Here is a 13,572-nt window from a genome sequence, read left to right as displayed (position 1 = left end):
TTTCATGAACAACACGCGGGTTACTGAATGCTCTTGCCGGCGCGCACATCCTTGACGATGGCCTTGAGGCTCGCCAGATCGCGGGGGGCGCCGCGCAGGATCTGGTCGCCGATGATGAACCCCGGGGTACCGGAGATGCTCATGGCCTCGGCCAGGGCGCGGTTGGTTCCCAGGTTCTGATCGATGCTGCCATCCTTGATCTTGGCCTCGACCTTGCTCCAGTCCACCCCGGCGGACTTGGCGATGGTCTGCACCTGGGCCTCGTCGGCCAGCGATCCCTGATGGGCGTACAGCTTGTCGTGGAAGGCCTGGTACTTGTCGGGCTGACCGAGCTGCACCGCCAGCGCCGCGCGGGCGGCGTAGTAGGAGGTCTCGCTCAGGATGGGGAACTGCTTGTAGATATAGCGGATGTCCTTGTCTTCATCGAGCAGTTGCTGGACGAGGGGATGGGCGCGTTTGCAATAACCGCAGTTGTAGTCGAAGAACTCGACCACGGTCAGGCTGCCCTTGGGATTGCCGCTCTCGGGATCCTGGTTGGAATAGAGCTGCTTGGCATGGGCCTGGATCAGCGTCTTGTCGTTCTCGGCCTGCTGGCTCTCCTGCTTGGCACGCAGGGCGTTGGACATCTCGACCAGGATCTCAGGATTTTTGACCAGATAGTCGCGCACTATCTGCTCGACATCGCTTTTGGTCAGCTCGCTCGCCTGTACCGGCGCCATGAGCAGGGTCGCGCCGGTGAGGGCGGCGAACAGGGCATGTGTGATTTTCATAAGTCCATCTTGCTGGGAATATCGTAGTGGTCACTATAGTGGGTGAGTCTGTTTTCAAGTCAAGCCATCTGCTTTAAAAAGCGGGGTTGGGGGCGAGTTTGCAGCCCTTGTGCGCCAGATAGCCCAATAAATGGGCAAACAAACTGGGTGGGGATTTACAAGGGCGGGGGGCATGGGTAATATGCGTCGCACTGCTGCGGAGGGGTGGCAGAGCGGCTGAATGCACCGGTCTTGAAAACCGGCGATGGGCGACCATCCGTGGGTTCAAATCCCACCCCCTCCGCCACATATTTAAACCCATCTCATTGAATGAGATGGGTTTTTTCGTTTATGGCCTGTCTCCTTTTCTTCCGCCTGCTGTCCTATGGGCTCCTCTGCCGGCCCTTTGCCACCAAGGTTCTTGGAGACTGGTCGCCTGTCGGGAAACCGGTATTGCCCAGGGCCGCGGCCGGCCAGGCGGGGCGGGGGTCGTTGTGGCCGCGCATTGAGGCGGGGGGTCTATCGGAGTGCCGCCGCGTTGATCATTTCAATATTTCTTGTATAGTTGATTTATTGAAGTGAATGAAAGGCCTTGTCATGAACAAAGAGATCGCTACCAAGGTGTTTGAATCCCTCGCCTCCGGCATTCGCCTCGATGTGTGGCGCCTGCTGGTCAAGGCGGGGCTGGAGGGGCTGGTCGCCGGTCAGCTCGCCAGCGAGCTTGACATCGCCCCCAATACCCTCTCGTTTCACCTGAAGGCCATGCTGCACGCGGGCCTGCTCTCGGTGGAGCAGAAGGGGCGCTTCCTGCGCTATCGCGCCAACATTCCCCTGATGCTGAGCCTTATCGGCTACCTCACCGAGGAGTGCTGCGCCGGTCACCCGGAAGCCTGCGGGGTGATGAGAGCCGAGTCCGGCTGCTCGCCCCATGTATTGCCTGCGCAGCCCTGCTGCAACAAGGAGTAATGCCATGTCCGTCATTCAAGTGTTCGATCCGGCACTGTGCTGTGCCAGCGGTGTGTGTGGGACCGAGGTAGAACAGCGCCTGGTGAGTTTTGCCGCTGATGTCGCCTGGGTCAGATCGCAGGGGGTGGCCATCGAGCGTTTCAATCTGGCCCAGCAGCCCATGCAGTTTGCCGAGACGCCTGCGGTCAGCGCTTTCCTGACTCATGCGGGAGAGGAGGGGCTGCCCCTGGTGCTGGTGGATGGCCAGGTGGTGCTCACCGGTCGTTACCCCGGCCGCGCTGAACTGGCCCGTTATGCCGGTCTGCCCGCCCCGCAGGCCGCCATCAAGGGGATCGTCAAGAGTGGATGCTGCTCCGGCAGCAGTGGTTGCTGCTAAATCGCCATCTCGCCAATCCTAGCCGTTGCCCAGAGAGGAGTCTCGTATGTCCCTATTGCTGGCCTGCCCGTTTCTGAACTACTCGTTTCTCCATGATGCGCCCCCGTTTCTCTTCTTCACCGGCAAGGGGGGAGTGGGCAAGACCTCGCTGGCCTGCGCCAGTGCGGTTGCCCTGTGTGACAGTGGCAAGCGGGTGCTGCTGGTGAGCACGGATCCGGCCTCAAACGTAGGCCAGGTGTTCGATACCCGGATCGGGAACCAGGTAACCCGGATCCCCCAGGTCGATGGGCTGTCGGCTCTGGAGATTGACCCGCAAGCCGCCGCGCAGGCCTATCGGGAGCGGATCGTCGGCCCGGTGCGTGGCAAGCTGCCCCCGAGCGTGGTGCGCAGCATCGAGGAGCAGCTCTCCGGTGCCTGCACCACCGAGATCGCCGCCTTTGACGAGTTCACCGGCCTCTTGACCGACAGCCGCCTGGTTGGGGAGTACGACCACATCGTCTTCGATACGGCGCCCACGGGTCACACCCTTCGTCTGTTGCAACTGCCGGGGGCGTGGAGCGAGTTCCTGGCCCAAGGCAAGGGGGATGCGTCCTGCCTGGGACCGCTGGCCGGGCTGGAAAAACAGCGAAGCCAATACGCAGAGGCCGTCGCGGCCCTGTCGGATGCAAAGCGAACCCGGCTCATCCTGGTGGCCCGTGCGCAGGCCTCGACCCTGCGGGAAGTGGCGCGTACCCACGACGAGCTGGCGGCCATCGGCCTTGCCAATCAGCAGCTGGTCATCAATGGCATCTTCCCGCAAAGCGAGCTGGCCGAGGATCCCCTGGCCCGCGCCCTGTGGCAGCGAGAGCAAGAGGCGATGGCGCAGATGCCACCGTTGCTGACCAGTCTGCCGCAAGACAGAGTGCCGCTCCTGGCGACCAATCTGGTGGGGGTGGAGAGCCTGCGTCAGTTGCTCGGTGCCGCGTCCGTCAACGGGGCATGTGAGGCCGAGAACACGCCCCCTGGGCAGCACCCCGGGTTGCAGCAACTGGTCGATGAGCTGGCCCGCGATGGCCACGGGCTCATCATGCTGATGGGCAAGGGCGGTGTGGGTAAAACCACTCTGGCGGCCGCGGTGGCGGTGGAACTCGCCAGTCGCGGGTTGCCGGTGCATCTCACCACGTCCGATCCTGCCGCCCATCTGGGGGAGACCCTGGCAGGAGCACTGCCAAACCTGGCGGTGAGCCGCATCGATCCTCACGCCGAGACCGAGCGTTACCGTGCCCAGGTGTTGGCCACCAAGGGGGCGAGCCTGGATGCCCAGGGGCGCGCCCTGCTGGAAGAAGATCTGCGCTCCCCCTGTACCGAAGAGATCGCCGTGTTTCAGGCTTTCTCGCGGATCATTCGCGAGGCGGGCAGGCGCTTCGTGGTGATGGACACGGCACCGACCGGCCACACCCTGCTGCTGCTCGATGCGACCGGTGCCTATCACAGGGAGATCGCCCGCCAGATGGGGGGCAAGGGGATGCACTTCACCACCCCCATGATGCAGTTGCAAGACCCGACACAGACCAAGGTGATGATAGTCACCCTGCCCGAACCGACTCCGGTGCAGGAGGCGGCCAACCTGCAAGCCGACCTGCGCCGCGCCGGCATCGAGCCCTGGGCCTGGGTGGTCAATCATGTGCTGTCCCCGGCCGTCGTCACGTCCCCCCTGCTGGCCCAGCGCGCCCGTCGCCAGCAGCCCCATATCGCCGCGGTCAAGGAGGAGCATGGAAAGCGCTATGCCGTGGTGCCCTTGCAGGCCGTCGAGCCGGTGGGACTGAAGGCGCTGCAAGGATTGTGTCACCCCACCCCGAAGAAGGGGTGAGCGAGTGGCAAGGTGCGGCGTGCATGGCCGCCTTCTCGTGCCTACGCGCGCCAGCCATCCCCGATTTTGCATCAATCTGACGTTCTCAACGAGACATGGAGTCGCTGTTTATCATGCACCCCTTTGACATTCTGAAGCTGGATAATGGCGCCCGCCTTATCTTCACTCCCTGCCCTGGCACCAAGGAGGCTTCCCTGCAAGCCTCCCTCAAGACCCTGCAAGCCGCCGGGGCTGATGCGGTAGTCACCATGATGCCTGATGCCGAGCTTGGCGAATTCAAGGCCGATGCCGTGCCCGCCGAATGCGCCGCCTTGGGGCTGGCCTGGTTCCACCTGCCGGTGGAGGACGACTGTGCACCCGAGGCGCCGTTCGCCGCGGCCTTTGCCAGCCACAAGGCGGATCTGCTGGCGCGGCTGGCGGCGGGTCAGACCCTGGCCATCCATTGCCGTGGCGGCTCGGGTCGTACCGGGTTGATGGCGGCCATCCTGCTGCTGGAGTCGGGTTATCCGCCCGCCGAGGTGAAGGCACTGGTACAGGGGCTGCGTCCCAAGGCGCTGACCCTGACCCCTCACGTCGACTACCTCAACACCCACTACGCATTCGCCGGTTAAGGAAAACAGCATGACTATCAAGGTTGGTATCAACGGTTTTGGCCGCATGGGCCGTCTCTCGCTTCGCGCCGCCTTCGACTGGGCGGATGTGGAGTTTGTGCGCATCAATGACCCGGCTGGCGATGCCGCCTCGCTGGCACACCTCATCACCTTCGATTCGGTCCATGGCCGCTGGCATCATGAGGCCAGCAGCGAGGGGGACGAGATGGTGATCGGCAACCATCGCATCCTCTGCACCCGCAACAAGGAGATAGCTCAGACCGACTGGTCCGGCTGTGACGTGGTGATCGAGGCCAGTGGCAAGATGAAGACCAAGGCGTTGCTTGACGCCTATCTGGCGCAAGGGGTGAAGCGGGTCGTGGTGACTGCGCCGGTCAAGGAAGAGGGGGTCCTCAACGTCGTCATGGGGGTCAACCACCACCTCTACGACAAGGCGCAGCACCCCATAGTGACGGCGGCCTCCTGTACCACCAACTGCCTGGCGCCCGTGGTGAAGGTGATCCACGAGCAATTGGGTATCAAGCACGGCTCCATGACCACCATCCACGACATCACCAACACCCAGACCATCCTGGATGCCCCCCATAGCGATCTGCGCCGTGCCCGCGCCTGCGGCTTGAGTCTCATCCCCACCACCACGGGCTCTGCCACCGCCATCACCCACATCTTCCCCGAGCTCAAGGGCAAGCTGAACGGCCACGCGGTGCGGGTGCCGCTCGCCAACGCCTCCCTCACCGACTGCGTGTTCGAGGTGAGCCGCCCCACCACGGAGGCCGAGGTCAATGGCCTGCTCAAGGCGGCCGCCATGAACGAGCTCGAGGGGATCATGGGCTATGAGGAGCGCCCCCTGGTGTCGGTGGATTACAGGACGGATCCGCGCTCCTGCACCATAGATGCGCTTTCCACCATGGTGGTCAATGACACCCAGGTGAAGATCTACGCCTGGTATGACAACGAGTGGGGCTATGCCAACCGCACCGCCGAGCTGATGCGCATGGTCGGCCGGATGGACAAGGCGCAAGGATAACCCGGCCATGGCAGCGACCCGCCTCTCCCCCGAGATCCGCCAGTATCTGCTGGTGACCGGCAACTACTGGGCCTTCACCCTGACCGACGGCGCCCTGCGCATGCTGGTGGTGCTCTACTTCCACGGGCTGGGCTACAGCCCCTTGGCCATCGCCTCCCTGTTCCTCTTCTACGAGATCTTCGGGGTGGTGACCAATCTGGTGGGGGGCTGGATTGGCGCTCGCCTCGGGCTCAACCGCACCATGAACATAGGCCTCGCCCTCCAGGTGCTGGCGCTGGGCATGCTGCTGGTGCCACCGCTCTGGCTGACGGTGCCCTGGGTGATGGGCGCGCAGGCGCTCTCGGGGATAGCAAAAGATCTCAACAAGATGAGTGCCAAAAGCGCCATCAAGTTGCTGGTGCCGGGAGAGGCGCAGGGTCAGCTCTACCAGTGGGTGGCACTCCTGACCGGCTCGAAGAATGCCCTGAAGGGGATGGGCTTCTTCCTCGGCGGCGCCCTGCTGACCCTGCTCGGGTTTCGGGGGGCCGTGCTGGTCATGGCCCTGGCCCTGGCGCTGGTGTGGTGCATCAGCCTGCTGACCCTGACACGGGATCTCGGCAAGGCCAGGAACAAGCCCAAGTTCAGCGAGATCTTCTCCAAGAGCCGGGCCATCAACTATCTGTCGGCGGCCCGCCTCTTCCTGTTTGGTGCCCGGGATGTCTGGTTTGTGGTGGCGCTGCCTGTCTACCTCGCCTCCAGCTTTGGCTGGGATCACGGGTATGTGGGGGGCTTCCTGGCGTTCTGGATCATCGCCTACGGGGTGGTACAGACCCAGGCCCCCCGCTTTACCGGCAAGTGCGAGGGGCGGGTGCCTGATGGCAAGGCCGCCATGGGCTGGGCACTGTCGCTGGCTCTGGTCCCGGCCCTGATTGCCCTGGCGCTCCACTATGAGGTGCATCCGGCCATCAGCCTGGTGGGCGGCCTGATGGTGTTCGGTGCCCTGTTTGCCATCAACTCCTCCCTGCACAGCTACCTCATCGTCAGCTATGCCGGGTCTGACGGGGTATCGCTGGATGTGGGCTTCTACTACATGGCCAATGCCCTGGGGCGCCTGCTCGGCACCCTGCTCTCCGGGCTGGTGTTCCAGCTTTATGGTCTCGAGGCCTGCCTCTGGATCTCCACTCTCTTTATTCTGCTGGCGGCGTTGATCTCCCTGGGTCTGCCGCGCCATCAGTTGAATGTTGGTAACGAGGGTCGCTGACCCTCCTCTTTTTGATGGGTCTGTGACCCTTTGGAGTCGTCATGTCAGCACAATGCAAGGCAGCCGAAGCGCCTGCCATCGGTTTTTTTGAACGCTATCTGACCGCATGGGTGGCAATCTGCATCCTGGTCGGGATCACCTTGGGGCAGGTATTTCCCAGCCTGTTCAAGGCGATTGGCGCCATGGAAATTGCGCAGGTCAATCTGCCTGTCGGTCTGCTGATCTGGGTCATGATCATCCCCATGCTGCTCAAGATCGACTTCTCTGCGCTGCATCAAGTGAAGGGGCATGTAAAAGGGATTGGTGTGACCCTGTTTATCAACTGGTTGGTCAAGCCCTTTTCCATGGCCTTCCTTGGGTGGTTGTTCATTCGTGTACTGTTCGCCGACATGCTTCCTGGCGATCAGTTGGATAGCTATATCGCCGGACTCATTTTGCTAGCCGCAGCGCCATGTACAGCCATGGTCTTTGTCTGGAGCAGACTGACGAACGGAGACCCCTACTTCACCTTGTCTCAGGTGGCCTTGAACGACCTCATCATGGTGTTTGCGTTTGCGCCCGTTGTGGGTCTCTTGCTGGGCGTGTCCAGCATTACCGTGCCATGGGACACCCTGCTTATCTCTGTGGTGCTCTACATCGTTATCCCGGTCATCATGGCTCAGCTTATCCGCAAAGCCTTGTTGCGCCACGGACAAGCCAGCTTTGATGAGGTGATGCACAAGATCCAGCCTTGGTCCGTGGCAGCGCTGCTGCTGACCCTGGTACTGCTGTTTGCCTTCCAGGGCAATGCCATCATTGAGCAACCCCTGGTCATTGCCCTGCTGGCCGTGCCCATCCTGATCCAGGTCATCTTCAATGCCAGCCTGGCCTACTGGCTCAACAAAAAAGTGGGAGAAAAGCATTCGGTGGCCTGTCCGTCAGCCCTCATAGGTGCATCCAACTTCTTTGAACTCGCCGTCGCGGCTGCCATCAGCTTGTTCGGTTTCCACTCGGGCGCCGCATTGGCAACCGTGGTTGGGGTCTTGATCGAGGTGCCTATCATGCTGCTGGTCGTGAAGGTCGTGAATGCCACCAAGCCGTGGTACGAAGGCAAGACGGCGTAAGGCTCGGACTGCATACGCAATAAAGGGAACCATATGACTGCAATAACCATCTACCACAACCCTGCCTGCGGCACCTCCCGCAATACGCTGGCGCTTATCCGCAACTCAGGGGTTGAACCGGCCGTTATCCACTATCTGGAGACACCGCCGAGCCGCGAAACCCTGATCGCACTCATTGCCGCCATGGCCATGCCGGTGCGCGAGCTGCTGCGCCGGAACGTGACCCCTTACGAGGCATTGGGGCTGGCCGAGGAGAGGTTCAGCGACGAGGAACTGATCGACGCCATGCTGGCCCATCCCATCCTGATCAACCGCCCCATCGTCGTCACCCCGCTGGGCACCCGGCTGTGCCGCCCGTCCGAAGTGGTGCTGGACATACTGCCCAACCCCCAGCGAGGGGCCTTCACCAAGGAAGATGGTGAGCAGGTGGTGGACGCCCAGGGAAAGCGCATCCTGTGACCCTGATGCCCTGATCGGGGCTGCGCTGGCGATATGACGACGCCGATGGCGGCCGGCAGGCTGCCAGAGGCAGCTGGCTGGTCCTGGGTCCGTTGCCTTATCGAGGCGTTGCTGGCATCGATCTTTATCAGGGGGGCTGGGAGTGCAGCTACGAAGAGACAAGGTCGAGGTGATCTGTACGGGGCTTTTCGACAGCTATGCCCCAGTCTGCTCGGTATGAGGACACTATTGCCGATCTCTGGTGGTAGGTCTGTGCATCAAAGTCTGGTTGGCGTGCCGTTGGGGGACCGCTACTTTGCAAGTCGCCAATAGCAGAGCCCCTTGCCGTTAGGCAAGGGGCTCGTCGTCACAGGAGATGCCGGGTAAGCCGTTATGACTGCACCGAAGGAGCTAGCACCATGAGCCCGGCTACCGCACGGGCGGTTTCATCGCCGCGCAGCACCCGCACCAGTTCGAGGGCGAACTCGATGGCGGTGCCCGGGCCCTGACTGGTGATCAGGTGATGGTCGTCGTCCCGTACCACCCGTGCCGCGCTCAGCTGCGCCGCAGGCAGGCGGGCCTGAAAGCCGGGATGGCAGGTGACGCTGGCATCCCCCAGCAAGCCGTGATGGTGCAGCACCACGGCGGGGGCGGCGCAGATGGCCGCACGCCAGCGGCCGAGCTGGGCCTGTTCTCTCAGCAGGTCGATGGCGAGGGGCGTGTCGCGGATCACTTCGCTGCCAGGCAGCCCGCCGGGCACGACCATGGCTTCGAAGTCACGGCTGGTCAGCTCGTCGAGGTGGCAATCCGCCACCAGCTGCACGCCGCGAGAGGCGCGGATCTGGCGCTGCCCCGCCGGACAGCAGGAGGCCAGCACCACCTCCATGCCCCCGCGCACCAGGGTGTCGACGATGGCGACCGTCTCTATCTCTTCCGACCCGGGGGCCACCAATACCAGTACGCTCATCCTGCACTCCTCCGCCGCCCGCACTCCCGGGCTCAGCGTTTCTCTTTGACGGCCTGATAGAGGCCCTGGTTGACCGGTACCGCGATGCCGTGCACCGCAGCCTTGCCGAGCAGGAAGCCGGTGATGGCCTCGATCTCGGTCTCTCGGCCCTGCTCCATGTCCTGATACATGGAAGAGTAATTGTCGGCGGTGAGCTCCACCACCGTCATGACCCGGCGCAGCAGCTCATCGCTGCCGGTCGGCTGGCCTTCGGCCTGCATCACGTCCGCCACTTCCACGCAGATCTGCTGCAAGACGTCGGCAAAGCGCGGGCCCGCCAGCTCGCCATTCTTGAGTCGATACAGGGCGGTGAGCGGATTGATGGCGCAGTTGACGGCGAGTTTCTGCCACTGGCGGGTGAGGATCTGCTCATCCCAGCCGGCCTGGCCGAGGGCGCGAGCGAGCTCGTCCGCCAGATGGGCACAGGAGCGGGCCGCCTCATTGACGGGGCCGAGCCAGGTCTCCCCCTTGCCGGTGTGGCGGAACACGAAGTGGCCGCTCTGCAGGGCGCCGTGGCTGGTGACGCCGGCGATGACAGGATTGTGGGGGAAAAGGGCCGCCACCCGTTCGGCGACCCCCATGCCGTTGTGCAGCAGTACGATGGGAACCCCTGCTGCCAGTTGCCCGACCAGGGGGGTGAGGGCCGAAATGACCTGCCCCGCCTTGGTCATCACCAGCAGGCGTCTGATGGGGCCTGGCTTGTCGATGAAGGCGCGCTCGATGGCAAGGAGCTGGGTATGGCCGTCGAGGGAGGTGAAGTCGATGCCGGGGTGCAGGGTGGCACGGTGCCGCTCGCGCAGCAGGATGCGCGTCGGTTGGCCGCTTAGGGTCAACAGGGAGGCGAAGACGCCACCCAGGGCGCCGCAGCCCAGCAAGGTCCACTCGGGAGAGACGGGGTGACGGCGGGTTTTCAGGTTGTTGTCGCGTAATCCGCTTGGCATGGAGAGGCTCGATCAGGGTAAGGGCTGCAATCCGGTCAACCGCCTACCGGGATAAGGGAAGATGTCGCTGGTGGACACCAAGAACCGGTTCATGATCTTGCTGAGAGGTTGTGTTCAAGGCTCATGCGCGGCCCGCTTATGTGAAACCGGAAGCTCATGCATTCATATACACTCCGGTTCCTGCGGCGCTCTTCACCGAGTTTCCCGATCTCTCGCGACAGATCCTGAAAGGGTTCTAACGGGTCTCACCATTCCTGTGCGCAGGGGATTCTAGCAGAGCAGTCCCATCGAAATCAGCAAATTTGCCCGTTTTCTGGTAGATTTGCCCACCGATAAGCACAACCTGAAGCACAGCATGAGGAGCCCGGCTATGCCGTCATTCGATATTGTCTCTGAAGTCAAAATGAACGAGGTGTTGAACGCCGTCGATAACGCCAATCGTGAACTGGCGACCCGTTTCGATTTTCGTGGCGTGGAAGCCAGCTTCGAATTGAACAAGGAAGAGGTGAAGCTGGAGGCCGACGCCGACTTCCAGCTCAAGCAGATGGTCGAGATCCTGCGCGGCGCCCTGCTCAAGCGCAACATCGAGAACAGCTCCATGGACGTGGGTGACAGCGTTCACTCCGGCAAGCGTTTCCACCTGACCGTGAAGTTCAAGCAGGGGATCGACAAGGAAGTCGCCAAGAAGCTGGTGAAGCTGATCAAGGACTCCAAGATCAAGGTGCAGGCCGCGATCCAGGGCGACGAGGTGCGGGTCACCGGCAAGAAGCGCGACGATCTGCAGGAGACCATGGCCCTGGTGCGTGGCGCCGAGCTGGGTCAGCCGATGCAGTTCCAGAACTTCCGCGACTGATGGCGGACGGGGAGGGCTCGGTCCTCCCCATTGTCACGGCAAAGAGGTCGGCGAAGGCGCCATAAAAAAACCGGAGCGACTGCTCCGGTTTTTTGTTTCTGCGTAACCCGTTCGATTAGAACTTGTAGGTCACGGAGAAGTAGTGGCCAAAACCAGTGGTCTTCAAACCGTAGGAACCATTCTGGATGCCGTAGATGTCGTTGAAGTACTTCAGGCCGTAACCGACGGCGTAGCGGTCGGAGTGCCAGTACAGGCCGTTGAACATGGCGGTACCGTCGGTGGAAGTGTCCTTGGCATCAAACAGGTGATCCAGGTAACCCTGATAGGCTACGAAGCTGCCGTTGGAGAAGGTGTAGAAAGGCTTGAACCAGTTCATGGAGAACTGATAGCCGTTCCAGCCCTGCTCGCCACCGCCTTCGTTGACGTGACGGGCATACAGGTTCATGCCAACCTTGCCGAACCAGGGCACTTGTACGTCTGCACCCAGACCGGTCATGGCTTCAAACAGACCATCCGGACCACCCACGTTGATCAGGTTGGCGATGTAGACTTCCTGCACCGGGCCGAAGGAGAGATCTTTGCCGGTCATGGCATCGATGGAGATACGCGGTGCGAACTTGATGAACAGGTTGTCCTGGTTGTGCTTGTCGTCGTGACGGTTCTGGAAGATGTCGAACACGTCGACGTAACCGTACAGATCGAAGATACCGGAACGGCCACCAAACTCCATTTCGAAGTAGGTATCGTTGTAGCCACCTTCGGACTCAGCGTAGGGCAGCTGGTCGATGGTGTGCATCACGTTGAACTGGAACCACTTGTAGTCGTTCTTGTGGATGTCGCCGCTGTAATCGGCAGCCAGGGCCGGAGTGGCGGAGGCAGCCAGCAGACCGGCAGCGATCAGAGTCTTGGTAAATTTGGCCATTTTATTGGTCTCTTGTGCGTTAGTTGAGGTTTTCCGTAGCCTGCCCACAAGGAGCGGAAGGGATTCTAGCCAAATAAATTCAACGGATAAACAAGAGCCAGGGAACTTTGTCAGGATTTGTGAATCTAATCACCCCCAAAAATCCGCAAACGCTTGCTATTTGTTCGTTTCTGGTGACAAAGCACTGCCTCGTTTGGCAACCATAATGATCAGTATCATCACCGGAATGCCGAGCAGGCTGGTGCCGATGAAGAAGTGGCTGTAGCCGATCAGCTCGACCACCCGACCGGAGAAACCCGCAAGCAGCTTGGGCAGCAGCAGCATGATGGAGCTGAACAGCGCGTACTGGGTGGCCGAGAAGGCCACGTTGGTGAGGCTCGACAGATAGGTCACAAACGCAGCCGTCGCGATGCCGGCGCTGAGGTTGTCCAGCGAGATGATGAGGGTCAGCAGCTCCAGGTTGTGGCCCACCTCGTTGAGCAGGGCGAACAGCAGGTTGGTGCTGGCGGTCAGCACGGCGCCGAGGAACAGGATGCGCAGGGTGCCGAAGCGCATCACCAGCACCCCACCGAGCGCCGCCCCCACCAGCGTCATGATGACGCCGTACACCTTGGTGATGGTGGCCACTTCCGTCTTGCTGAATTGCAGGTCCACGTAGAAGCTGTTGGACATCACCCCCATCACCACGTCCGAGATGCGATAGCAGGCGATAAGCCCGAGGATCAGCAGGGCCGAGGAGCCGTAGCGGCGGAAGAAGTCGGCGAAGGGACACCAGATGGCCTCGTAGGTCCAGGCGCCCAGCCCGGCCAGCGTGGGCGCCCAGCCCCGCTCCAGCAGCAACGCCTTGCGTGCCATCTGCTGCTCGTCCTGACCCTTGAGATCGATATCCGGCTCGTGACTGACCAGGGTGGTGATGACGCCGAGGGACATCAGGCCCCCCATCAGCAGATAGGTAAGCTGCCAGCCGCGATAGTCATAGCCGCTGTTGCTGCCGAGCCAGGCGGCCAGCGCCAGGGCCCCGGCACCGGCCATGATCATGGCGAGCCGGTAACCCGTCATGTAGGAGGCCGCCATGGCCGCCTGCAGCCGCTCCGGTGCAGACTCGATACGATAGGCGTCGATGACGATGTCCTGGGTGGCGGAGGCGAAGGCCACCAGCAGGGCGAACAGGGCGAGCTGGGCGAGCTGGGTCTTGGGATCGCAATAGGCCATGCCGACCAGGGAGAGAGCGATCAGCACCTGGGAGAGCAGCATCCAGCTGCGCCGCCGCCCCAGCAGCCGTGAAAGCAGGGGCAGGGGCAGTCGATCCACCAGGGGTGACCATAGCCACTTGAAGCCATATGCCAGCGCCACCCAGCTCATGTAGCCGATGTCGGTCAGGCTGACATCCGCCTCGCGCAACCAGAACGACAGGGTGCCAAAGACCAGCAGCAGCGGCAGACCGGAGGAGAATCCCATGGCAAACAGGATGAGCACCCGCGCTTCCAGATA

General features: G+C 62.1%; 14 protein-coding genes and 1 tRNA gene. 10 read left to right on the top strand and 5 right to left on the bottom strand.

Going from position 1 to position 13,572, the window contains the following annotated elements; genetic code table 11:
• Window positions 1-20: 20 nt before the first annotated feature.
• Window positions 21-770, bottom strand: coding sequence for a DsbA family protein (locus I6L39_RS01570; protein ID WP_216990841.1), 750 nt, complete (start codon window positions 768-770; stop codon window positions 21-23).
• Between the two features lie 198 nt (window positions 771-968).
• On the opposite strand from I6L39_RS01570, the gene I6L39_RS01565 reads away from it, so the two are divergent.
• From I6L39_RS01565 to arsC, 9 genes are all read left to right on the top strand, one after another.
• A tRNA-Ser gene (locus tag I6L39_RS01565) sits at window positions 969-1,056 on the top strand.
• Between the two features lie 290 nt (window positions 1,057-1,346).
• Window positions 1,347-1,715 carry a helix-turn-helix transcriptional regulator gene (locus tag I6L39_RS01560; RefSeq protein ID WP_216990840.1) on the top strand — a complete coding sequence of 123 codons (369 nt, stop codon included), beginning with the start codon at window positions 1,347-1,349 and terminating at the stop codon, window positions 1,713-1,715.
• A gap of 4 nt (window positions 1,716-1,719) precedes the next feature.
• The gene (arsD, locus tag I6L39_RS01555) at window positions 1,720-2,091 is read left to right on the top strand and encodes an arsenite efflux transporter metallochaperone ArsD (RefSeq protein ID WP_042074801.1); all 372 of its coding nucleotides are present in this window, start codon (window positions 1,720-1,722) and stop codon (window positions 2,089-2,091) included.
• Window positions 2,092-2,137: 46 nt separating this feature from the next.
• Complete coding sequence (gene arsA / locus I6L39_RS01550) at window positions 2,138-3,940, top strand: arsenical pump-driving ATPase (RefSeq protein WP_216990839.1); 1,803 nt, start codon at window positions 2,138-2,140, stop codon at window positions 3,938-3,940.
• Between the two features lie 113 nt (window positions 3,941-4,053).
• Window positions 4,054-4,551: a tyrosine-protein phosphatase gene (locus tag I6L39_RS01545; protein ID WP_254203710.1), complete on the top strand. Its 498-nt coding sequence runs from the start codon at window positions 4,054-4,056 to the stop codon at window positions 4,549-4,551.
• Between the two features lie 10 nt (window positions 4,552-4,561).
• A complete protein-coding gene (locus tag I6L39_RS01540; RefSeq protein WP_216990837.1) occupies window positions 4,562-5,578 on the top strand; it encodes an ArsJ-associated glyceraldehyde-3-phosphate dehydrogenase in 1,017 nt (338 codons plus the stop codon).
• 7 nt (window positions 5,579-5,585) lie between these two features.
• Window positions 5,586-6,818: an organoarsenical effux MFS transporter ArsJ gene (arsJ, locus tag I6L39_RS01535; protein WP_216990836.1), complete on the top strand. Its 1,233-nt coding sequence runs from the start codon at window positions 5,586-5,588 to the stop codon at window positions 6,816-6,818.
• A 41-nt stretch (window positions 6,819-6,859) separates the two neighbouring features.
• The gene (arsB, locus tag I6L39_RS01530; RefSeq protein WP_216990835.1) at window positions 6,860-7,921 is read left to right on the top strand and encodes an ACR3 family arsenite efflux transporter; all 1,062 of its coding nucleotides are present in this window, start codon (window positions 6,860-6,862) and stop codon (window positions 7,919-7,921) included.
• 33 nt (window positions 7,922-7,954) lie between these two features.
• Window positions 7,955-8,380 (top strand): glutaredoxin-dependent arsenate reductase, encoded by a 426-nt coding sequence (arsC, locus tag I6L39_RS01525; protein ID WP_216990834.1) that lies wholly within the window; start codon window positions 7,955-7,957, stop codon window positions 8,378-8,380.
• 370 nt (window positions 8,381-8,750) lie between these two features.
• Here the strand turns inward: arsC and I6L39_RS01520 are convergent, their stop codons facing one another.
• Complete coding sequence (locus I6L39_RS01520; RefSeq protein ID WP_216990833.1) at window positions 8,751-9,326, bottom strand: DJ-1 family glyoxalase III; 576 nt, start codon at window positions 9,324-9,326, stop codon at window positions 8,751-8,753.
• Between the two features lie 32 nt (window positions 9,327-9,358).
• Complete coding sequence (locus I6L39_RS01515; protein WP_216990832.1) at window positions 9,359-10,306, bottom strand: ketopantoate reductase family protein; 948 nt, start codon at window positions 10,304-10,306, stop codon at window positions 9,359-9,361.
• Window positions 10,307-10,676: 370 nt separating this feature from the next.
• Between I6L39_RS01515 and I6L39_RS01510 the strand changes: the two genes are divergently transcribed.
• Window positions 10,677-11,159 (top strand): YajQ family cyclic di-GMP-binding protein, encoded by a 483-nt coding sequence (locus tag I6L39_RS01510; protein ID WP_005303589.1) that lies wholly within the window; start codon window positions 10,677-10,679, stop codon window positions 11,157-11,159.
• Between the two features lie 115 nt (window positions 11,160-11,274).
• Here the strand turns inward: I6L39_RS01510 and I6L39_RS01505 are convergent, their stop codons facing one another.
• Both I6L39_RS01505 and I6L39_RS01500 read right to left on the bottom strand, forming a co-directional pair.
• Window positions 11,275-12,081 carry an outer membrane protein OmpK gene (locus I6L39_RS01505; RefSeq protein WP_042074788.1) on the bottom strand — a complete coding sequence of 269 codons (807 nt, stop codon included), beginning with the start codon at window positions 12,079-12,081 and terminating at the stop codon, window positions 11,275-11,277.
• A 156-nt stretch (window positions 12,082-12,237) separates the two neighbouring features.
• Entirely contained in the window at window positions 12,238-13,539 is a 1,302-nt protein-coding gene (locus I6L39_RS01500; protein WP_244462904.1) for an MFS transporter, read from the bottom strand.
• Between the last annotated feature and the right edge of the window lie 33 nt (window positions 13,540-13,572).

Origin of the sequence: Aeromonas sp. FDAARGOS 1409 (assembly GCF_019048705.1) — a bacterium.
Lineage (GTDB): Bacteria > Pseudomonadota > Gammaproteobacteria > Enterobacterales > Aeromonadaceae > Aeromonas > Aeromonas sanarellii.
The sequence above is the reverse complement of the archived record's forward strand: the minus strand, read 5'-3'. Positions and strand labels throughout refer to the sequence as shown.

What these genes read in the sequence shown, in the direction of transcription:
- I6L39_RS01570 (WP_216990841.1), bottom strand. Translation starts at nt 770, where the DNA reads ATGAAAATCACACATGCCCTGTTCGCCGCCCTCACCGGCGCGACCCTG.
- I6L39_RS01560 (WP_216990840.1), top strand. Translation starts at nt 1,347, where the DNA reads ATGAACAAAGAGATCGCTACCAAGGTGTTTGAATCCCTCGCCTCCGGC.
- arsD (WP_042074801.1), top strand. Translation starts at nt 1,720, where the DNA reads ATGTCCGTCATTCAAGTGTTCGATCCGGCACTGTGCTGTGCCAGCGGT.
- arsA (WP_216990839.1), top strand. Translation starts at nt 2,138, where the DNA reads ATGTCCCTATTGCTGGCCTGCCCGTTTCTGAACTACTCGTTTCTCCAT.
- I6L39_RS01545 (WP_254203710.1), top strand. Translation starts at nt 4,054, where the DNA reads ATGCACCCCTTTGACATTCTGAAGCTGGATAATGGCGCCCGCCTTATC.
- I6L39_RS01540 (WP_216990837.1), top strand. Translation starts at nt 4,562, where the DNA reads ATGACTATCAAGGTTGGTATCAACGGTTTTGGCCGCATGGGCCGTCTC.
- arsJ (WP_216990836.1), top strand. Translation starts at nt 5,586, where the DNA reads ATGGCAGCGACCCGCCTCTCCCCCGAGATCCGCCAGTATCTGCTGGTG.
- arsB (WP_216990835.1), top strand. Translation starts at nt 6,860, where the DNA reads ATGTCAGCACAATGCAAGGCAGCCGAAGCGCCTGCCATCGGTTTTTTT.
- arsC (WP_216990834.1), top strand. Translation starts at nt 7,955, where the DNA reads ATGACTGCAATAACCATCTACCACAACCCTGCCTGCGGCACCTCCCGC.
- I6L39_RS01520 (WP_216990833.1), bottom strand. Translation starts at nt 9,326, where the DNA reads ATGAGCGTACTGGTATTGGTGGCCCCCGGGTCGGAAGAGATAGAGACG.
- I6L39_RS01515 (WP_216990832.1), bottom strand. Translation starts at nt 10,306, where the DNA reads ATGCCAAGCGGATTACGCGACAACAACCTGAAAACCCGCCGTCACCCC.
- I6L39_RS01510 (WP_005303589.1), top strand. Translation starts at nt 10,677, where the DNA reads ATGCCGTCATTCGATATTGTCTCTGAAGTCAAAATGAACGAGGTGTTG.
- I6L39_RS01505 (WP_042074788.1), bottom strand. Translation starts at nt 12,081, where the DNA reads ATGGCCAAATTTACCAAGACTCTGATCGCTGCCGGTCTGCTGGCTGCC.
- I6L39_RS01500 (WP_244462904.1), bottom strand. Translation starts at nt 13,539, where the DNA reads ATGGGATTCTCCTCCGGTCTGCCGCTGCTGCTGGTCTTTGGCACCCTG.